Raw genomic sequence first — 19,369 nt, 5'->3', positions numbered from 1 at the left:
GACGAACGGCCGCGCAGGCGGAAGGGCCCTCTTCGGCCGGCAGGGGCCCGCAGAGAAGACAGGAGAACGATGACCACGACCGACCTCGCGCCGACGAGGGAGCAGCACCCACCCTCACCGGACGCCGACGACACGGGGGAACAGTCCGTTGCGGGACTGCTGCGCCCCTACCGATGGAGCTTCGCCGCCGTTGTCATCCTGCAGGTGATCGGCGCCGTCGCGGGGCTGGCACCGCTGCTGGCGGTCGTCGAACTGGGGCGCGCCCTGCTGGCGTCTGGCCCGATCGATCACGATCGTGTCTGGTTCGTCGTGATCGCCGGTGCGGCCGGCTTGCTTGTCCGGCTGCTGTTCACGGCCGCGTCGTCCGGAATCGGGCACCTGCTCGACGGTCAGGTGCAACTGGCCCTGCGCCGGCACCTGGCGGAGCGGCTGGGACGTGTGCCGATCGGCTGGTTCTCCCGGCGCCGGACCGGCGAGCTGACCAAGGTGGTGGGCCAGGACGTCAGTGCCGTACACCCGTTCATCGCCCACTCCCCCGGCGAACTCGTCTCCGCGTTCGTGGTGCCGCTGCTCTCGCTGGTCTACCTGTTCACCGTCGACTGGCGGCTCACGTTGATCACGCTGATCCCGGTGGTGCTGGCCCTGGCGCACGTCCCGCTGATGATGACCCCGGCCCGGCTGCGCGAGGAGAGGCGGTTCGACGCGGCCATGGGACGGATCGCCGATTCCGTCGTCGAGTTCGTCCAGGGCATCTCCGTGGTCAAGGCGTTCGGCGGTTCCGGGCGCGCCCACCGCAGGTTCCGCACGGCCACCGACGATTTCGTCGACGTCTACCACCGCTTCGTGCGCGGCCTCTCGGTGATCGCCGCCGGAATGCAGCTGGTGCTGTCACCGCCGTTCGTACTGCTGGTCGTCCTGATCGGCGGCACCGTCCTGATCACGACCGGTGGCCTGCCCCCGGCCGACCTGCTGCCCTTCCTGCTGCTGGGACTGGGGCTGACCGCTCCGGTTGCGGCCCTCATCGCCCACAGCTTCGACGACCTGCAGGCCGCCAGGCGCGCGGTCGGCCGGATTCGGGACGTGCTTGAGGTTGCGCCGCTACCCGAGCCCGCGCACCCGATCGCGCCACAGGGCCACCGGGTGGAACTGCGGGGCGTCCGCTTCGGCTACGAAGACGATCGCGAGGTGCTGCGCGGGATCGACCTGGTCCTCGAACCGGGCACGGTCACCGCGATCGTCGGACCCTCGGGCGGCGGCAAGTCCACGCTGGTCCGGTTGCTGCCGCGCTTCTTCGACCCGGCCCACGGTTCGATCACCCTGGGCGGCGTCGATCTGCGCCGGCTCAGCAGCCATGACCTCTACCGGACGGTCTCCTTCGTCTTCCAGGACGTGCGCCTGCTGCGCGCGTCGGTCGCCGACAACATCATGCTCGCCGTACCGCACGCCGGTCTCGACGAGGTGGTGCGCGCCGCCCGGACGGCGAACATCCATGATCGGATCCTTGAGCTGCCGCACGGCTACGACACGGTGATCGGGCAGGAGGCCGGGCTGTCGGGTGGCGAGGCGCAGCGGATCGCGCTCGCCCGCGCGCTGCTCGCCGACACGCCCGTCCTGGTGCTGGACGAGGCGACCGCGTTCGCCGACCCGCAGACCGAGCAGGCGGTACGGCAGGCGCTGAGGGCGCTGGAGGGCGATCGCACGATCCTGGTCATCGCCCACCGCCTTGAGACGGTCGCCGACGCCGACACCGTCGTGATGCTGGACAACGGGTCGATCGTCGAGCAGGGCAGACCCGCCGACCTCCTGGCGGCGAACGGGAGATTCGCCGCCTTCTGGCGATCCAGGGAGTACCGATGATCCGCATGCTGCTGCACGTCCTGGGCCATGATCACGCCCGGCCGGTGCGTCGCACCGTGGCCTTGATGACGACGACCGCGATCGTCGAGGGTTTGTCCTACGCCCTGCTGGTTCCCGTGCTGCGGGCCCTGTTCGGCGGCGCCCCCGCGGACGCGCTGCCGTGGCTGATCGCGTTCGGCGGCGCGGTCGTGATCTACGCGGTGCTGCGCTATGTCAGCGATCTGCTGGGTTTCCGCGCCGGAATCACGCTGTTGCGCGGGATGTATCACCGCCTCGGCGATCATCTGGCCCGGCTGCCCCTCGGCTGGTACAACGCCGGCCGGATCGGGGAGGTGTCCGTCCTGGCCGGCCAGGGCGTGCTGGAGACGATGGGCGCGATCGCGCACCTGCTGGCGCCCTACATCTCCGCCCTCGTCACCCCCGTGACGATCGTCGGCGTGATGCTCGCCTTCAACTGGCAGCTGGGGCTGGCCGCGCTGGCCGCCGTGCCGTTCGTGGCGGCGATCCAGATCTGGACCGGCCGCTCGATGGCCGCGGACGACGCAGGCCGCCACGAACGTGATGCCGAGGCCACCGGGCGGGTCGTCGAGTTCCTTCAGGCTCAGCCGGTGCTGCGCGCCGGCGGGCGGAGCGTCCAACGCTTCGCGTTGCTCGACGACGCGCTGCGGGAACTTCAGCGCGCTTCCCGCCGTACCGTGTTGTCGGTACTGCCCGGCATGATCGGCTTGACGCTCGTGGTGCAGGCGATGTTCACCGTGTTGCTTGTTCTGGGCGCCTACCTCGCGCTCGGCGGGAGCATCGGTGTGGCGGAGGTGCTGACGATCCTGGTGCTGGCCGCCCGCTGCGCCGATCCGGTCCTGTCGCTGGCCGACATCGGCGGCAAGCTCCGCGCCGCACGCTCCGAACTGGCCAGACTCGACGCGGTCCTGCGCACCGAGCCGCTGCCGGAGGCACCGCAGCCGATCCAGCCGGTGGGTCACGGTTTGGAGGTGGAGTCCGTCGCCTTCCAGCGTGGTGACCGCACGGTGTTCGACGACCTGTCGTTGACGGTGCCCGAGGGGCGGCGGCTCGCCGTGGTCGGCCCCTCAGGCGCGGGCAAGAGCACGCTGCTGCAGTTGCTCGCACGGTTCCACGACGTGGACGCGGGCGCGGTGCGCGTAGGAGGGGTGGACGTGCGCGCCATCGACACCGAGGTGTTGACGGCGCGGATCGCCATCGTCTTCCAGGACGTCCACCTCTTCGACGGCACGATTGAGGACAACGTACGACTGGGCCGCCCCGAGGCCACAGAGGCCGAGCTGCGGACGGCGGCGAGCGCCGCGCGGCTGGACGAGGTGATCAACCGGCTGCCCGGCGGATGGGCGGCGAAGGTCGGCGAAGGCGGCGCGCTGCTGTCGGGAGGCGAACGTCAGCGTGTCTCGATCGCTCGCGCGCTGCTGAAGGACGCGCCCATCGTGCTCCTGGACGAGGTGACCTCCGCCCTGGACCCGGTGAACGAGGCGGCCGTCCACGAGGGCATCGAACGCCTGATGGCCGGCCGGACGGTCGTGATGGTCGCTCATCGGATGCGAACCGTCCGGCGTGCCGACCGCATCGCCTTCCTCGACGGAGGCCGGATCGTGGAGGAGGGAGGCCACGACGAACTGCTCCGCCGCGCCGGCCGCTACGCCGACTTCTGGGGTGCCTCCCTGACACCGGCGGACCACGACTGATCCGGGCCCGTTCCGGGCGGTCGGCTGGACCGACGACCGCCCGGAACCACCCACGCGTCAGAGCCGAGCCGCGCGTGAGGGCCGGCGTGCGGCGATCGCCGCCCCCAGGGTGAAGGCGGCGTATCCACAGGTCACGGCCAAACCTGCCCATGGCGGGAGTGGGTAGTGGCCCCCCAGCGGTGACGGGTCCACGTCCACATGCGCGAACGTGGGGACGCTCTGTGTGATCGCGAACCCGGCGGCAGGGGTGATCGTCAGCAGCCACGGCGCCACACCAGCGGCCGCCAGCAGGTGGGGCACGACGACAAGCGCGACGGCCAGCCCGACGGCGACGACAGCCCGCCTGACCAGCGCGGCCAGGCCCAGAGCCAGCACGCAGGCGGCCGCGGTCAGCGCCGCGTAGCCGACGATCACCCGTAGTTCGGTACCCAGGGTGATCGGCTGGACCGGGTTCTGGTTGGCGCGCAACATCGCCAGGCCGGCAGGGACCACGACTCCCGAGGCCGCCAGCCCCGTCACGAACGCGGCCACGCCGACCACCGCGGCCCTGGCCGCCAGCGGCCGCGCCGGATACGGCTCGACCGGCGGGCCGTTCCCGATCGGTCCGCTCCGGTGTCCCGCCGGGAGGAACATGACCGCCGCCACGAGCATCGGGACCAGTCCCACGGCCCCGCCGATCAGCATGAGGTCGGCGCGCAGACCGCCCTCCACCGTGGCGGGCCCGATGTCACCGCCCCCGGTCACGATGAGCTTGTCGCCGGACTCGACGACCCCGCCCGGGTGATGGGGGGTCCTGCCGTCGGACTCCATGACGACGCCGACGTCGTCGTGGCGCCACGAACCGTTCGCGCCCCGCAGCGTGATCCGGTCGAAGGTCGCGGTGGCCTGGGCGAAGGCCTGCGCCATATCCCACAGGGCGCCTGGCGAGGCGGCGAACAGCCCGATCTCGACCGCCTCCGGCAGCCCGGTCAGCGTGACCGTGCCGACCTCGGTCCACGTCCTGCCGTCGTCCGACTCGTAGCCGGTGACGGTGTCGCCCGACCTGGTCAGCCGTAGCCACTGCGGGCCGTTGTGAGGACCGCCGGGCACGTCGTGGACGTAGTTGTACTGCATCCGCACGCCGTGATCTCCGGTGAGCATGACGGCGGCATACGGCGTGCCCTGTTCGAGGCTCTGCCTGACCAGGAGGCCGGCCTTCGCCCACGGCACCACCCCCTCCTTGACGTTGCGCACCCCGGGTACGGCGTCCGGCAGCCGGATCAGCCCGGTCATGTCCGATACCCGGGCGGTGACGCCGCCGTTCCCCTTGAGCGTCTGGTGCACGAAGTAGTACTTGTCCATCACCGCCGTGCCGTCGGGTCCCACCAGGGGCGCGGGGCAGGGGCCCTCGCCCTTCCCGGTCACGCAGGTGCTGCGGGCGCCTGCGGCGATCAGCAGCCCGAGCGAAACGGTGACCAGCACGGAGGCCACCATGGCGAGCACCCGGCCTCGTGCGGAGCGGAACCTCGTCCACTCCGCGCGCAGCGTCCGAAGGAAACCGGCCCGCCGGACGGATCGGTGGGGCGTGAATGAACTCATGCCGACGGTTGTACGCGGCACCCGGTTCCAGCCAGGTCGCAGCCGCTGCGACCTGGCTGCGACCGGGGATCTGGCATCGTTGACCCATGCCTTCCCGACCCGGCGGCCGGACCGGCCGTCCTGCCCGCGCGACGAGCGGCGGTGAGCGGTGAGAGTCCTCGTCGTCGAGGACTTCGAGATCCTCGCCCGCTCCATCGGAACCGGGCTGCGCCGCGAGGGCATGGCCGTCGACGTCGTCCTGGACGGAACCACCGCCCTTGAGCGCCTGGCCGCCACCCGCTACGACGTGGTGCTCCTCGACCGCGACCTGCCCGGCGTCCACGGGGACGAGATCTGCAGGCGACTCGCCCACAGCCGCTGTGTGACCCGTGTACTGATGCTCACCGCCTCCGGCACGGTCGAGGACCGTGTCGACGGGCTGGGTCTCGGCGCCGACGACTACCTGCCCAAACCGTTCGCGTTCACCGAACTGGTCGCCCGCGTCCGTGCCCTGGCCCGCCGTGCCACCCCGCCGCTGCCGCCGACCCTGGCATGTGGGGACATCACCCTCGATCCGGCCCGCCGTGCCGCGTTCCGGGCCGGTCGGCGCCTTGAGCTGAGCCCCAGGGAGTTCGCCCTGCTCGAATGCCTGCTCGCCGTACCCGGCCTGGTCGTCTCCGCCGAGGAACTCCTTGAGCGCGTCTGGGACGAGGCCGCCGATCCCTTCAGCAGCGCCGTCAAGCACACCGTGCACCGGCTACGGGCCAAGCTCGGCGACCCGCCCGTGATCGAGACCGTCCGCGAAGGCGGCTACCGCATCGGACCGTCATGACCCGCCTGCGGCTCGCCGGAAGGTCCTTGCAGACGCGGCTCGCGCTCGCCTACGCGGCGGGCGTCTACGCCGCCGGAGTCCTCGTGCTCCTGTTCGTCGCCGTCCCGCTCGCCAGCGTCGACGCGGCCACGTCCGCAGGCCGTCCTTCGCCGGGTGCGATCGCCGAAGCCGGGCCATGGATCGGCCCTCCCCGACTTCTCACGGGATCCGCCGTCGCCCTGGCCCTTCTGATTCCCGTCGCCCTGGTCCTCGGCTGGTTCGTCTCCGGCCGGTTCCTGCGTCCGCTGCGCGCCATCACCGCCACCGCCAAAATCATCTCCGCCGGCGACCTCCACCGGCGCCTTGACCTCGGCGAGCCCATGGACGAGCTGACCGAACTCGGCCACACCCTCGACGACCTGTTCGCCCGCCTTCAGGCCTCCTTCGACGCCCAGCGCCACTTCGTCGCCAACGCCTCCCACGAGCTGCGCACCCCGCTCGCCGGCCTGCGCACCCTCCTTGAAGTCACCCTCGCCGACACCGACGCCGACACCGAAACCCTGCGCTCGGCCTGCCAGGAGGCCCTCGCCCTCGGCGGACACCAGGAGCGGCTCGTCCAGGCACTGCTCGCCCTGGCCACCGGCGAGCGCGGCGTCACCCGCCGGGACGCCCTCGATCTTGCCCACATCGTCGAAGGAGTGCTCGCCTCCCGCCGTCACCAGGTCGCGGAGAAGGGCGTTGACCTCACCGAACACCTGTCGCCCGCGGTGACGGCCGGGGACCCGGGACTGATCGAAAGCCTCGTCGCCAACCTCATCGACAACGCCATCCGCCACAACCGCCCGGACGGGCACGTGAGGGTCGCCACTCAGTCCTCCGGCACCCAGGTGGCCCTTACGGTCACCAACAGCGGACCGGTCATACCCGGCGACCAGATCCAGCGCCTCTTCCAACCCTTCCAGAGACTGGCACCCGATCGTCACGGCCACCACGACGGCTACGGCCTCGGCCTCGCCATCGTCAACGCCGTCGCCCAGGCGCACCGCGCCACCCTCATCGCCGGCGCACGCCCCGAAGGCGGCTTGTCCATCACCGTCTGGTTCGCCTCCGAAGCTCATCCGAACCGCCCCTGACGTCGGGGAACGACCACGCGAGGGCGGCCGTTCACGCGCCGGACCAGAAGGCGGTGAGCAGCGCGTTGAGCCGCTCCGGCGCCTCGACGTGCGGGTAGTGGGCGCTGCCCGGCACCTGCTCGTGCCGTGCTCCGATCCGCTCGGCGGTGACGCGCGCGCAGGCCATGAGAGGGACACCGCCGCGCTCCCGGTACGGCCCGGGGGCCTCCTCCCAGGTGCCCGAGACGACCAGCTTGGGGAAGGCCGCCGCCCGCAGCGCCGGCAGAGGGAGACCCGCCTCCCAGCAGACGCGTTCGCGCAGTGCCGTGGCGGCCGCGCGCAACCGCCGATCGCCTGTCTCCGGCTCCGGCGTGCCGACCGAGTCGGCGGCGGTCCGCAGCCACTCCTCGGGTGTGAGGTCGGGAAGGTCGGCGTAGGCGGCGCGGTTGGCGCGCAGCGCCTCGGCCACGGCGGGGTGGTCGGCGGCCGCCTGATAGCAGCCTGGCTCGACCAGGGTGAGTGAGCGCACCGCCTCCGGCCTGCGCGCCGCCGCGATCATGGCTCCGACGGCGCCGTAGGAGTGGCCGACCAGGTGCGCGCCCTCGCCGAGGAGTCCGGCGACGTCGTCGGCGTCGGCCAGGTAGTCGCCGGGGAACCTGTCCCCGGCGTCCGGGCTGCCGCCGTAGCCCCGGCGGTCCATCAGGAGCAGCCGGAACCGGCCGGCCAGCGGGCGTTGCGCCGCGAAACCGTACACCGGGTCGTCGCCCCAGCTCGTGGAGCCGTGCACGAGGACCGCAGGCGGCCCGGACTCAGGGCCGAGCACGCTCACGTGCACCTCACCCGCCAGCGGGCCGTTCGCGCGGAACAGCGGGGTGGGAGCGGACATCCGACTCCTCCTTAAACATCGTTTAACAGTATTGAACGTTGTATAAGGGAATCGGAAGGCGACGTCAAGGCGGGTAGGGTGATCGCGTGCCGTCGTCAGAGTCCTCCGGCGGGTCCGTGTGGCTGCGTCCCGAGCGGCCGCCGCGCGACCGCCAGCTCACCCGCGAGCGGATCGTCGACGTGGCGGTCGCCGTCCTCGACGCCGAAGGCCACCGCGGCCTGTCGATGCGTCGCGTCGCCACCTCCCTCGGGGTGACCGCCGGGTCGCTGTACTGGTATGTCCACACCAAGGACGACCTGCTGGAACTGGCCCTCGACCGCGTACTGGCCGAGGTGAGCGCCGGCCCCGGCACGTCCGGCTGGCGGGACGGCCTGGCGGCGCTGGCCCGCAGCAACCGCGCCATGCTGCTGCGCCACCGGTGGGCCCTGTCCGAGCTGACCGTCAGGCCCAACCTCGGCCCGAACGCGCTCGCCCTGGCCGAGACCGGGCTGCGCCTGCTGGAGCACGCCGGGTTCACCGGCTCCGACCTCGACGCCGCCATGGCCGCCGTCAACGACCACGTGGTCGGCGCGGTCATCGCGGAGGTCGCCTGGCGCGACACGCTGGCCCGCATGAGCGGGACCGGGTCCGAATGGGACGAGCGGGCGGCCGAGTATCTACGCCAGGTCGCCGAACGCCACCCGACGCTGGCCGGCCGGATGGCCACCACGGGTGAGATCGACGTCGAGCATGAGAGCGAGCGGCGCTTCGCGTTCGGCCTCGGCTGCCTCCTGGACGGCCTCGCCACCCGGTGCGCGGCCCCGTCCCCGTCATAGCGCCGGCGACGTACGGTACCGCGACGGCTCTCGCGCGCGAGGGCGCCTGGGCGAGCCGTCGGCCGCGCCCCGGCGGCGTGGGCCGCGGCGGGCGCCGCCGTCCTGAGGTTGCACGACACGCCGTCGCCGCCCAGGCTCGGCCGGGCTGACCGGGGCTGCGGGACCAGCTCGGCTTCGGAAACCGACACCTGCTCATTGGTCAGGAATGGTGGGGAATCCCGGCGCGAGACGCGGTGGAGCTGTGGGATCGTGGGGGCTTTGACGCCACATCCTGCCCGCCGTACCCGGGGATTTGTCATGGAATTTCGGATTATGGGGGCATTGTCGATACGTGACGGCGCAGAGGATCGCACTCCCACCGCTCCGAAGCACCGTGACCTGCTGGCGATGTTCGCGCTCAACGCCCGCCGACCGCTCACCGTCGAGCGGCTGCGACAGCTGCTGTGGCCGCTGGAGGAGGGTGACCGGTCGGACTCGCTGATCCGCGGCTACGTCGGCCGGCTCAGGCAGCTGATCGGCCAGGACGTCATCACCACCGTGTCCGGCACGTACACGCTGGCCATCGACGACGACCAGCTCGACGTCGGCCGCTTCCGGCGGCTCATACAGGAAGGGCTGTCCGGGCGCGACAGCGGGAAGCTGCGGGAGGCGCTGGACCTGTGGCGCGGACCGGTTCTGGCGGACGTGGACCCTGACGCGCGGCGCTGGGCCGAGACCGGGCGGCTGCGCGAGGAGCTCGAAGAGCTTCGCCTGCTCGCCCTGGAGCGCCGGATCGAGCTCGACCTGGACGCGGGCCGGCACCGCGAGCTGCTGTCCGAGGTGCGGATGCTGGTCGCGCAGCACCCGCTCTGGCAGCGTTTCCGCGGCCAGTTCATGCTGGCGCTCTATCGCAGCGGGCGGCGCGTGGAGGCGCTGGCCGCGTACACGGCGCTGCGCGACGAACTCGACGGCGGGCACGCCATCGAGCCCGACCCCGAGCTGCAGCTTCTCTACCACCGCATGCTGCACGACGATGTCATGCTGCACGTCTCCGCGGGCCCGCCGGTGCTGTTGCCGCGGGACGTCGCCCACTTCACCGGCCGCGCCGACCTGCTCGATCAGGTGTTCTCCGGCCTGGTCGTCGTGCACGGCCCGGCCGGGGTGGGCAAGTCGGCGCTCGCCGTACACGCCGCCTGGCGGCACAGGGAGCGTTTCCCCGACGGGATCCTGTACGCGGACCTGCGCGAGACCACCCGGCCCGGCGCGATCCTGGAGGACTTCCTGCGCTGGCTCGGCTGCCCGGCCCAGGCGGTACCGGCGTCGGAGGGCCGGCGGCAGCGGCTGCTGCGCACCTACACCGCCAACCGCCGCATGCTCGTCGTGCTGGACGACGCCACCGACGAGTCCCAGGTACGGCCGCTGCTCACCTCATGCCCCACCGTGATCACCAGCCGGTCGGCGCTCGGCGGGCTGACCGGCGCCGTACGGCTGCCGCTGGGCGTCCTGGACGACGGCGAGGCCCGTGACCTGCTCGTCAAGCTCATCGGCGAGGAGCGGGCGGACGACGGCGGGGTGCGGGAGCTGATGCGGTTCTGCGGCGGGCTGCCCATCGCGTTGCGCATCGCCGGATCCCGCCTGGCCACCAGACCGGGCTGGACCCCTGGTTACCTCGCGGGCCTGCTGGAGGACGAGCGCGTGCGGCTGGACCGTCTTCACTCGGGCGACCAGACGATCCGCAGCGTGTACGCGGTCGGCTACGAGGGCCTGCCCATGCCGGCGCGCCGAATGACGCGACTGCTGGGCGCGCTGTCGGCCCCCGACGTCGCCGACTGGGCCGTCCACGTCTTCGGCGACCAGGCCGACGCGCTCGTGGACGCCGGCCTGCTGGAGGCGCACACCGTGGACGTGGCGGGCCAGGTCCGTTACCGCATGCACGACCTGACCCGGCTCTACGCCCGCGAACGGCTGGTCGAGGAGGAGGGCGTGCATGCGGTACGGGAGGCGCTCGCGCGGCTCCAGGTCGTCGTGATCGCCCGGGTGCAGGCGTCCCGGTTCCCGCTGGTCTCCGGTGAGCCGAGCATGCGCGGCTTCGTGACCGGGGACATCAAGGAGTCGGTCGAGTGGCTCGTCGCTGAGCGCGCGTTCCTCGCCGCCCTCGTCGGTGATCTGTACGGGGCCGGCCTCGACGAGGGCGCGTGGCGGCTCGCGCATCTGCTGGGCCCGTTCCTGGAACGGCGGCGCTTCCTGGACGACTGGCGGCCGGTCGCCGAGACCGGCCTCGCGGCGGCACGGCGCACGGGTGACGCCCGCGCCGAGGCCCTGCTCCTGCGCGACCAGGGCGACCTGTACCGGGCCGAGGGCCGGTGGGCGGAGGCGCTGGACCTGCTCACCCGGGCGCTCGGGGTGTTCACGGGTCCCGGTACGTCCAGCGGCAAGGAAGCCGCGCAGGTCCGGCGCAGGATCGGCCAGGTTCACCTGGAACAGGGCCACCTGGACGAGGCGGAACGCCAGCTGACCTCCTCTCTGCGCGCCTTCGGCGGCGGGAGGGCCGGCGCCGAGGCGCAGCAGGCGCTTGGCGCGGTGCTGCGGCGGGCAGGCCGCCCCGGCGAGGCGGCCGACCGGCTCACCGCCGCCGCGGGCCTCTTCGATGACCGGGGCGACCGGCACCGGCACGCCGACACCCTGCTGGAGCTGGCCGCGGCACGGCTGGCGCAGCGGCGGGTGCCCGACGCCAGGGACTGCGCGCAGCGGGCCAGGTCCATCGCCGTACGGCTCGGCGACCGGCTGCTGGACGCGCACGCGCTGCTGGCCCTGGCCCGGGTCAACCGGGCTGAGGGCGACCGCGAGGCGGCGCGCAAACTGGCCGAGGACGCATTCAAGATCTTCGACGGCATCGCCGACGAACCCGGCAGGGCGACCGCGCTGGACCTCCTCGCCGCCCTGATCAGCGACCTGCTCTGACGGCTCAGCACCGCCCCTGTTGGCTTCCTGTCGTCAGTCCAGAGGAAGGACGCGCTCGTCGCGTTGGACGCGGGAGCTCGACCCGGACGCCTCGAACTTGACTGAGCGGATCAGTACCGTATGGAGCATGGTTGCCCCTCTTGCCCCTGAGGATCCTCCGCGTCTGGGTGAGTTCGAGCTGCTGGGCCGCCTCGGGGAGGGCGGACAGGGAATCGTCTACCTGGCCCGCGACCCGGTCGGGCAGCGCGTGGCGGTGAAGGTGCTGATCAGGGCCGACGCCGAGGCCCGCGCCCGTCTGGCCCGCGAGCTGGCGGCGGTGGAGAGCGTGGCGCCCTTCTGCACCGCCCGCGTGCTCACGGCCGTGCCGGACGGGCCGCGGCCGTACGTGGTGAGCGAGTTCGTGGACGGGCCGACGCTGGCGGAACGGGTGCACGAGCACGGCCCCCTGCGCGGCGGCGAGCTGGAACGGCTGGCCGTCGGCACCACGACGGCCCTGGCCGCCATCCACGCGGCCGGCGTCGTGCACCGCGACTTCAAACCGAGCAACGTGCTGCTCGGCCCGGACGGTCCCCGGGTGGTCGACTTCGGCATCGCCCGCGCGGACGGTGTCACCACCATGACCAGCGGGCTCATCGGCACCCCCGCCTACCTCGCGCCCGAACAGCTGGGCGGCTCCCCCGCCTCACCCGCCTCGGACGTCTTCGCATGGGCGGGCACCATGATCTTCGCCGCCACCGGCACCTCCCCGTTCGCCGCCGCGAGCGTCGCGGACGTGCTGAACCGCATCGTCACCCACGAACCGGATCTGTCAGCGGTCCCGCCGCCGTTGCGCGACTCGGTCGCCGCCGCCTTGGAGAAGGACCCTTCGCACCGGCCGAAGGCGGGCGAGCTGCTGTCCCGCCTGATCGACCCGGTCTCCGGCGGCCGCGGCAGGTCGATCGTGGAACTCACCAGCCTGGGCAGCCGCCTCGCCGCAGAACCGGCCGGCGATCGGGGAACGCCGGACCCGGCCGGCGGCCGGGATACTGCCGGGACGGCCGGTCATGAGGACGCCGTGGGACCCACCGGGGAGCCCACGGCTCCGCCCTCGGCGCGGGCCCCGGTGTTCATCGGGTGGGCCGCCGGGCGGGGCCGCCGTAGGGCGCTCGCCGTGGCGGCGGCACTGGTCGCGGTCGTGGTGGGGGCGCTCACCTGGTTACGGCCGTTCGGCGGGGCGGGGTCCCAGGCGTCCTCAGGCACCGGCGGGCCGGGCACCTCGCCCGCCTCCGCTCCCACCTCTGGGCCCCCGCCTGCCTCGCCGTCGAGCTCAGGAGGGGTCTCGCCCAGCGGGTCGGCGAGTCCGGGTGCATCGGTGACCCCGGGCGGGGGGCTGCGGGTGTCCGACACGTTCGGACGCACGGTCAGCACCGGATTCGGCACGACGGACGACGGGAAGCGTCACTGGTCGGTCGGCGTTCCGGAGAGCGACTACTCGGTGGACGGTGGGAAGGGCCGCATCACGACGTCCTCCGGAACCGGCTCCAGCGCCTACCTGGACGGGGTGAAGGAGACCGGAACCGACCTCGGCTTCACCTTCGCCGGCGACAGGCCCCCCACCGGGGGCGGGATCTACGTGACCGCCGTGGGGCGCAGGGTCCCGGCGGTGGGGAGTTACCGGGCGCACGTGAGCCTGCGGCCCAACGGCAAGGTTCTGCTCCAGCTGATCCGCTACGAGGCGGGCCGCGGTGAGATCGACCTCGCGCAGCCGCTGTGGGTCCCCCGGCTGACAGCGGGCGCGGGCATCGCGATGCGAGTACGCGTCCAGGTCACCGGCACGTCGCCGACCAGGATCCGCGGCAAGGTCTGGGCCGTCGGTGCGGCCGAGCCGGACTGGCTGCTCTCCGTCACGGACGCGACCTCCGGGCTCCAGGTCCCGGGTGGGGCCGGCCTGCTGACCTTCTTGTCTCGTAAGGCCACCGACACCTCCGTCACGGTGACGGTGGACGACTTCGCCCTGACCGCGACACCGGGGTGACCTCCTGGGGCGTGACCGGCCGAGCAGGACGTCGAGGGCCTCGACGTCCGCCTGTTCCCGTTCATGCCGTCCACGATGCCGGGTGACCCGGAAACCGGGAAGTGAGCGTCGCCGGCTGGCCGGCCGGTTCTCCGGTGGGCGCGGGTTCAGGAAGGGCGGCTGACGGCGGTGATGCCGGCGAGGATGAGGTCGATGCCCGTGAGGAACTGCTCCCGGTCGTCGTGCTTGCGCATCTGGTCGGCGATGTCGTGGAGGAACGGGTGGTCACCGGCGTCGAGGCTCTTCCACGCCTTGGACACGGAGTCGAGGAATTCGGCGCGCCGCGCACCGGCCCGCGGGACCCCGATGTCGTCCGCGGTGTCGGAGGGCTGGGCGTTCTGGCTGGTGGCGCCAAGAATGTAGTGCACCAGCGTCGAGGTCGTGGCGAACCAGTCGCTCCGTGGAACGCCCAGCGTGCGCACGCACCCGCCGATGCTCTCGAAGATCCGGGGTGTCACCGTTCCCCAGGGGCTGCGGGTGACCTGCACGGCGAGCTGGACGGCGAGCCAGGGGTGTTCGGCGACCGCGTCGTACAGGCCGAGGGCGGCGGCGCGGATCCGCTCGCGGCCGGTGTCCTCGGCCCCGGGATCCGTCGCGGACTCCTGCGGGGCGGGAAGGGCGGCGACGACGACGCTCTCGGTCGCGGCCTGCAGCAACTCGCCCATGTTTCCGACGTGGTGGTAGATGGCCCCGGATCCGGTGGACAGGCGCTCCGACAGCGCGCGGACCGTCAGAGCCCCGGCCCCCGCCGTGTCCAGCAGCCCGACCGCCGCCTCGATGATGCGCTCACGCGAGAGCACCTGCCTGCGCCTTCGTGACTGTCGACGCGCGGCAGGTCGGCGCGCGCGAGGTGTCCGCCCCGCGCGACGTGAGCCATTTCGCGGGCCTGCGCCTGGACGCCGCCGACGTCGATACCGGTGCCCTCCCGCCCCGGCTGCCCGGCCCCGCGTCGGAAGGGATCATGACCAGTCTCGAAGCGGTCACCGGCGTCCTGGAGGAGCGGGCGGTCGCGCTCGGCGCGCGGATCGTCCACGACCTGCTGCGCACCGCCGACGGCACCACCCATGTCTTCCGCGCCACCTCCGGGCTCGCCCACCGCTACGACCTGGGCGGCGACCAGCGGGTCGTCGGCTTCACCGCCCCGGACTTCCGCTTCCGCGACGGCACCCACCTTGGAGACCTGCTGCGTGAAGGCCAGGGCGTCGCCGTCGACCTCACCGCCGCGCAGAGCCTGCGGGAGACCACGGCCGGCTGGCAGGGCCGCGTCCGCCACGCCCCCGGCCCGGTCGCCGACGACCTCGGACTCGGCGCCCTGCTGATCCGGCCCGACGGCGTCGTGGCCTGGGCCGAGGACCCCGACCCCGACCCCGAGGCGTTCCGGCGCGCCGCCACCCGCTGGTTCGGCGCCCCCACCGCCTGAGCGGCACGCGCCGGCATCCGTGCTGGTCCGCCGCCTCCACGACGAGGCCTGGTGTCCCGTTGCCCCGGCCTCCTCCCCCGGATTTAAACATTCCGATATAGGCATATGATGATGGTCATGGCACGAGCAGCGACGACGTCGGACGTCTTCAACGCGATCGCCGAACCGCAGCGCCGGGAGATCCTGGCGCTGCTGCGGACGGGCGAGCGGCCGGTGACCGAGCTGGCCCAGGAGCTGGGGATGACCCAGCCGCAGGCGTCCAAACACCTGCGGGTGCTCCGGGAGGTCGGGCTGGTGCGGGATCGCAGGTCGGGCAAACAGCGCCTGTACGGCCTCGACGCCCGGGGGCTGCGACCGGTCCACGAGTGGACCGGCGGGTTCGAACGGTTCTGGAACGAGAGCTTCGACCGGCTGGACGCCTACGTGCAGGACCTCAAGCAGGCAATTCAGGAAGGAGACAACCGATGAGCGAGACGGGGCGGGGAGCGCCGGAGCGGTCCGCCACGGCCGACCGCGAGATTGTGATCTCCCGGGTCATCGACGCCCCCGGGAGCTGGTGTTCGAGGCGGAGCAACCAGGGCAGCCGGTTCACCGCAGGTCAAACAATCTGACATCCAAATGTAACGGGCCGAATATGATTCCCCCATGAGTCAAGGCAGCGCACGCAGGGACGACGGCGGCCGCGGGGACGCCGTGGACGCCGCCCTCGCCCAGTGGCGGCACGAGCGCCCCGACCTGGACCTGGCCGCGATGGGCATCTTCGGCAGGCTCACCCGGCTTTCCCGCCTCATCGTCCCCGCGGTCGAGGAGGCCTCCGCCCGGTACGGCATGCGCCGCGGGGAGTTCGACGTGCTCGCCTCGCTGAGACGCTCCGGCCCGCCGTACACACTGACCCCCTCCGAACTCTCCTCGGCGCTGATGATGTCGCGGGCCGGTATGACCAACCGGCTCGACCGGCTCGAACAGGCGGGGCTGATCGAGCGCACCCTCGCCCCCGACGACCGCAGGAGCGTGCGGGTCACGCTCACCCCGAAGGGTCGTGAGACCGCGGACGCCGCGCTCACCGAGCACGTGGCCAGCCTCACCCTGCTGCTGTCCGGGCTCACCGCCGAGGAGCGCAGGGTCCTCGACCGGACCATGCGCGTCCTGCTGCGCAGCGTCGGCAGGTCCGCCGCACGGGGCCGGGCCGCCAGGAGCCGTCAGACCGGTCCCGGGCCCCGTCCCCGCACGTGAGACGGTGAAACCGTTCCAGGGCTGACGGTCACCCCCGGTGGCGCCGTGTCGGAGCGTCCCGCGCGGGGTGAAGCCGTCCGCCGTGGACGCGAACCGGTGATGCCGGGCCGGCGCGGTGCGGAGAAGGGCGTCAGGGCTGGAGGATCCGCCGGAGCAGGGTGGCGTAGCCGCGGGGGTGTGCGGTGTTGCCGTTGTGCCCGCCGGGGAAGCGGACGACCTGGGTGCCGAGGAGGGCGGCCAGCGCCTCGGCACACCGGTAGTCGAAGACGTGGTGCGGGGTGGTGGCTCCGACGGCCGGGACGATCCGGGTCCGGGTGTGGGCGATGCGGGCGACCGGGAGGGTGTCGGTGATGACGGCCGAGAAGTCGTGCCGGATGAAGTAGTCGAAGTTGGCGATCCGGTTCGGTGTCATCGGCTGCGGGGTGAGGCCGGGCTCGGCGTCGGGGTTGGCCGGGTCGATGCCCAGGACGTCGGCGATGGCCTTGAACGCGGCGGTCAGGCCCTCGCGCTCGTAGAGCGCCTGGACCTCGGCCAGTTCGCGCTCGTGCCGGGCCCGCCGGTCGTCTGGGAGCAGACGGGGCGCGACCGGCTCGTGGGCGACGAGTGTGCCGATCTGGTCCGGGTGCCTGACCGCCACGTGCAGGCCGACAACCGCGCCCAGGCTGCAGCCGAGCATCCGGACGGGCTGGTCGGTGAGCTCGGCGAGCAGCCGGTGCACGTCGTCGGCGTGCTCGGCCATCGTCGCGCCGCGCGCCGGTTCGTCGAGCGCGCTACGGGACAGACCACGCCGATCGTAGGTCACCACGGTGAAATCGCCGGCGAGGTGCTCCACCAGGTCGACGGTGCGGTCGGCGTCGCCCTCGCCGCTTTGCGAGATCAGCAGCATCGGGCCGGTTCCACGCACCTGGTAGTGCAGGGTGGCGCCGGGAACACGCAGCTCGCTCATGTGAGGGGTCCTTTCGGATGGTTCGTATGGCTTGTTCGCCCGGAGTCGACCATAAAGCATCAACCTTGATACATCAAAATTGATGCATCAAGGTTGATGTATCGTCTACCGGGTGAATGGAATCGAGCTGTTCGTGCTGGGCCGTACCTTGATGAAGCTCGGTGAGCGGGCACTTCCGGCCGAGGGGGTCGGCGACCACGCGGCGAGCACCCGTACGGTCTTGATCGTGGTCAACGACCTGCGGGACCACCCGGGTAGCGCGGTGGGTGAGATCGCCGTCCGCACCGGCCTGCCGCAGAGCGCCGTCTCGGCCGCGGTGGCCCGGCTGCGCGAGGCGGGAGCGGTCGTCACCGAGCCCGACCCGCGCGACCGCCGCCGTTCCCTGGTCCACCCACGTGTGTCGGAGCGCGTCCAGGAGGTGCGCGCCGTCTCCGTCGACGCCACCCTCGCCGAGGTCCTCCCCGACGACACCGCCCTGGCCGAAGTGCGTTCAGCCCTGGAGACCCTGGCCCGCCATCTCACCCCCCGGAGCCCTGACAGGTGACCCTGGCCCAGGAGCCGCGTCTCGCCCGTACGGCCGAGCGGAGCCGGTTCGGTGCCGCGCCGTTCCGGCGGGCCGGACGTCGGGGTTGTTCACCGGGCGGGGAGCTCCCGCTTCCTCACCGGCCGCGTCAGCGGTGCGGCTCAGAACCGGTTCCTGATGCGGTCGAGGACGTTCCGCCTCCGGAGGCCGTGCTGCCCCGGCGGGCGCTCAGGAGAGAGCGGCCGCAGCGTGGGCCAGCGATCGAGCATGCGGTCGCGCATCATCGCCGTGAGGTCGCCGACACCGGCCAGGGCGGTGTCGGCGGTGACCTCACCGACGACGCCGAGGCGGTGGAGCAGCCGTTGCCTGGCGGTGGCCGTACCCCAGGTCCAGTCGTCCTTGACGAGCGCGGCCAGGTGGTCGGTCCCGTCACGGCGGGCCCGTTCGACGAGTGCGTCTCCCCGCAGCAGCCACCCGACGCACGCGTCGGCCAGGTCGCCCCGGGGCCCGGTGCCCGTGGTGGTGTTCCAGGCGGCGCGATAGGCCTCCTCGGCGCGACGCAGCAGCGGCCCGGGCAGGGCGGTGGCGCACCAGCAGGTCGGGAAGGCGACGCGCAGATAGGCCAGTTCGACCAGGCCGTTCCCCAGGGCGGCCTGCTCGAAGTCGACGAAACGTGTTCCGCCGCCGGTGTACAGGTCGTTACCAGGACAGGGGTCTCCGTGCAGCAGGGCGTGGCCCCTCTCCCGCCCCAGCCGGTCGAGCACGCCGTCGAGCTCCGCCCTGACGGTCGGCGCGACCGCGACGCCGAGCCGAGCAGCCAGCCGGAAAAAGGCGTCCAGGACGTCGGGGCCGGGCGGGGACCAGCGTGGCAGCGCCCCGGCGTCACCGGCGTCCGTCGTCGCGTGCAACCGGGCCAGCGCGGTCGCGTAGCCGACCGCCCAGTCGGCGGGCGGTTCACCGGAGTCGAGCCACTCCATGACCATGATCCGGTGGCCGGGGTCGGCGCCGAACAGTACGGGTACCAGGGGCGGATCGGCCCGTGCGGCCAGCCGCAGCGCGGTCACCTCGCGGCGGAAGCGCTCGTCGGCGTCCGCACCGCCGACGATCTGCTTGATCACCGCGGCGGTCCCGCCCATGTCGGCGCGCCACACCCGTGAGCGCGGGCTGCTGACCAGGCGACGCGGCCGGGTCACGGGGCCGTGGTGGGAGACCGCGTCACCGGCCAGGGAGGCGATCGTGCCGCGTACGATCTTCATTCCGCGAGGATACGTTCCCTCGGGACGCGCCGCCCGGCCCGATGACCGTGGCGTCCCCCGCGGGAACCTCCTCGGCGACGGCGTCACGCGCGACACCTTCCGTGCCGCGCGACCGGCTCCATGCGGGCTTCCCGGCCCGCCGCGGGGCGGGCCGGTGTCACCCGGTGTGCACGGCCGTACGGCCGACGGATACGACATGTCACGCACCAGAACCAGGGTGATGTCAAAGCCGTAAAGGAATCTTGTTA

The 19,369-nt window shown here is 72.5% G+C and carries 17 protein-coding genes; 12 read left to right on the top strand and 5 right to left on the bottom strand.

Going from position 1 to position 19,369, the window contains the following annotated elements:
- The first annotated feature begins 69 nt into the window (after positions 1 to 69).
- Positions 70 to 1,857 (top strand): ABC transporter ATP-binding protein, encoded by a 1,788-nt coding sequence (locus ACIBVQ_RS34195; RefSeq protein WP_399182620.1) that lies wholly within the window; start codon positions 70 to 72, stop codon positions 1,855 to 1,857.
- A complete protein-coding gene (locus tag ACIBVQ_RS34190) occupies positions 1,854 to 3,569 on the top strand; it encodes an ABC transporter ATP-binding protein (RefSeq protein ID WP_399182618.1) in 1,716 nt (571 codons plus the stop codon). The genes ACIBVQ_RS34195 and ACIBVQ_RS34190 overlap by 4 nt, the downstream gene beginning before the upstream one ends.
- 57 nt (positions 3,570 to 3,626) lie before the next feature.
- Here ACIBVQ_RS34190 and ACIBVQ_RS34185 read toward each other — a convergent pair whose 3' ends face one another.
- On the bottom strand, positions 3,627 to 5,147 hold the full coding sequence (locus ACIBVQ_RS34185; RefSeq protein ID WP_399182616.1) for a hypothetical protein: 1,521 nt from the start codon (positions 5,145 to 5,147) through the stop codon (positions 3,627 to 3,629).
- A gap of 148 nt (positions 5,148 to 5,295) precedes the next feature.
- On the opposite strand from ACIBVQ_RS34185, the gene ACIBVQ_RS34180 reads away from it, so the two are divergent.
- Together ACIBVQ_RS34180 and ACIBVQ_RS34175 are read left to right on the top strand one after the other, a co-directional pair.
- The gene (locus ACIBVQ_RS34180) at positions 5,296 to 5,958 is read left to right on the top strand and encodes a response regulator transcription factor (protein WP_399182614.1); all 663 of its coding nucleotides are present in this window, start codon (positions 5,296 to 5,298) and stop codon (positions 5,956 to 5,958) included.
- Positions 5,955 to 7,070: a sensor histidine kinase gene (locus ACIBVQ_RS34175; protein WP_399182612.1), complete on the top strand. Its 1,116-nt coding sequence runs from the start codon at positions 5,955 to 5,957 to the stop codon at positions 7,068 to 7,070. The genes ACIBVQ_RS34180 and ACIBVQ_RS34175 overlap by 4 nt, the downstream gene beginning before the upstream one ends.
- A 31-nt stretch (positions 7,071 to 7,101) precedes the next feature.
- On the opposite strand, the gene ACIBVQ_RS34170 is transcribed toward ACIBVQ_RS34175, so the two are convergent.
- A complete protein-coding gene (locus tag ACIBVQ_RS34170) occupies positions 7,102 to 7,935 on the bottom strand; it encodes an alpha/beta fold hydrolase (protein WP_399182610.1) in 834 nt (277 codons plus the stop codon).
- A gap of 86 nt (positions 7,936 to 8,021) precedes the next feature.
- Between ACIBVQ_RS34170 and ACIBVQ_RS34165 the strand changes: the two genes are divergently transcribed.
- The 3 genes from ACIBVQ_RS34165 (at position 8,022) to ACIBVQ_RS34155 (ending at position 13,704) form a co-directional block, all read left to right on the top strand.
- Positions 8,022 to 8,750, top strand: a complete 729-nt coding sequence (locus ACIBVQ_RS34165; protein ID WP_399182608.1) for a TetR/AcrR family transcriptional regulator C-terminal domain-containing protein — start codon at positions 8,022 to 8,024, stop codon at positions 8,748 to 8,750.
- A gap of 297 nt (positions 8,751 to 9,047) precedes the next feature.
- On the top strand, positions 9,048 to 11,690 hold the full coding sequence (locus ACIBVQ_RS34160) for a BTAD domain-containing putative transcriptional regulator (protein ID WP_399182606.1): 2,643 nt from the start codon (positions 9,048 to 9,050) through the stop codon (positions 11,688 to 11,690).
- 127 nt (positions 11,691 to 11,817) lie between these two features.
- Positions 11,818 to 13,704, top strand: coding sequence for a serine/threonine-protein kinase (locus tag ACIBVQ_RS34155; protein WP_399182604.1), 1,887 nt, complete (start codon positions 11,818 to 11,820; stop codon positions 13,702 to 13,704).
- 146 nt (positions 13,705 to 13,850) lie between these two features.
- Here the strand turns inward: ACIBVQ_RS34155 and ACIBVQ_RS34150 are convergent, their stop codons facing one another.
- On the bottom strand, positions 13,851 to 14,543 hold the full coding sequence (locus tag ACIBVQ_RS34150) for a TetR/AcrR family transcriptional regulator (RefSeq protein WP_399182601.1): 693 nt from the start codon (positions 14,541 to 14,543) through the stop codon (positions 13,851 to 13,853).
- A 14-nt stretch (positions 14,544 to 14,557) separates the two neighbouring features.
- On the opposite strand from ACIBVQ_RS34150, the gene ACIBVQ_RS34145 reads away from it, so the two are divergent.
- The 4 genes from ACIBVQ_RS34145 (at position 14,558) to ACIBVQ_RS34130 (ending at position 16,396) form a co-directional block, all read left to right on the top strand.
- Entirely contained in the window at positions 14,558 to 15,163 is a 606-nt protein-coding gene (locus ACIBVQ_RS34145) for a hypothetical protein (protein ID WP_399182599.1), read from the top strand.
- 117 nt (positions 15,164 to 15,280) lie between these two features.
- Positions 15,281 to 15,631, top strand: coding sequence for an ArsR/SmtB family transcription factor (locus ACIBVQ_RS34140; RefSeq protein ID WP_399182597.1), 351 nt, complete (start codon positions 15,281 to 15,283; stop codon positions 15,629 to 15,631).
- Positions 15,628 to 15,774: a hypothetical protein gene (locus tag ACIBVQ_RS34135; protein WP_352013330.1), complete on the top strand. Its 147-nt coding sequence runs from the start codon at positions 15,628 to 15,630 to the stop codon at positions 15,772 to 15,774. The genes ACIBVQ_RS34140 and ACIBVQ_RS34135 overlap by 4 nt, the downstream gene beginning before the upstream one ends.
- Positions 15,775 to 15,808: 34 nt before the next feature.
- Positions 15,809 to 16,396, top strand: coding sequence for a MarR family winged helix-turn-helix transcriptional regulator (locus ACIBVQ_RS34130; protein ID WP_399182595.1), 588 nt, complete (start codon positions 15,809 to 15,811; stop codon positions 16,394 to 16,396).
- Positions 16,397 to 16,526: 130 nt separating this feature from the next.
- On the opposite strand, the gene ACIBVQ_RS34125 is transcribed toward ACIBVQ_RS34130, so the two are convergent.
- Positions 16,527 to 17,342 (bottom strand): alpha/beta fold hydrolase, encoded by an 816-nt coding sequence (locus ACIBVQ_RS34125; RefSeq protein ID WP_399182593.1) that lies wholly within the window; start codon positions 17,340 to 17,342, stop codon positions 16,527 to 16,529.
- Positions 17,343 to 17,454: 112 nt separating this feature from the next.
- Here ACIBVQ_RS34125 and ACIBVQ_RS34120 point away from each other — a divergent pair, with 112 nt between their 5' ends.
- The gene (locus ACIBVQ_RS34120; protein ID WP_399182591.1) at positions 17,455 to 17,886 is read left to right on the top strand and encodes a MarR family winged helix-turn-helix transcriptional regulator; all 432 of its coding nucleotides are present in this window, start codon (positions 17,455 to 17,457) and stop codon (positions 17,884 to 17,886) included.
- Positions 17,887 to 18,026: 140 nt separating this feature from the next.
- Here the strand turns inward: ACIBVQ_RS34120 and ACIBVQ_RS34115 are convergent, their stop codons facing one another.
- Positions 18,027 to 19,121 (bottom strand): hypothetical protein, encoded by a 1,095-nt coding sequence (locus ACIBVQ_RS34115; protein ID WP_399182590.1) that lies wholly within the window; start codon positions 19,119 to 19,121, stop codon positions 18,027 to 18,029.
- Positions 19,122 to 19,369 lie beyond the last annotated feature (248 nt).

Origin of the sequence: Streptosporangium sp. NPDC049376 (genome assembly GCF_044466505.1) — a bacterium.
Classification (GTDB): domain Bacteria; phylum Actinomycetota; class Actinomycetes; order Streptosporangiales; family Streptosporangiaceae; genus Streptosporangium.
This window is presented reverse-complemented; position numbering and strand designations above follow the sequence as displayed.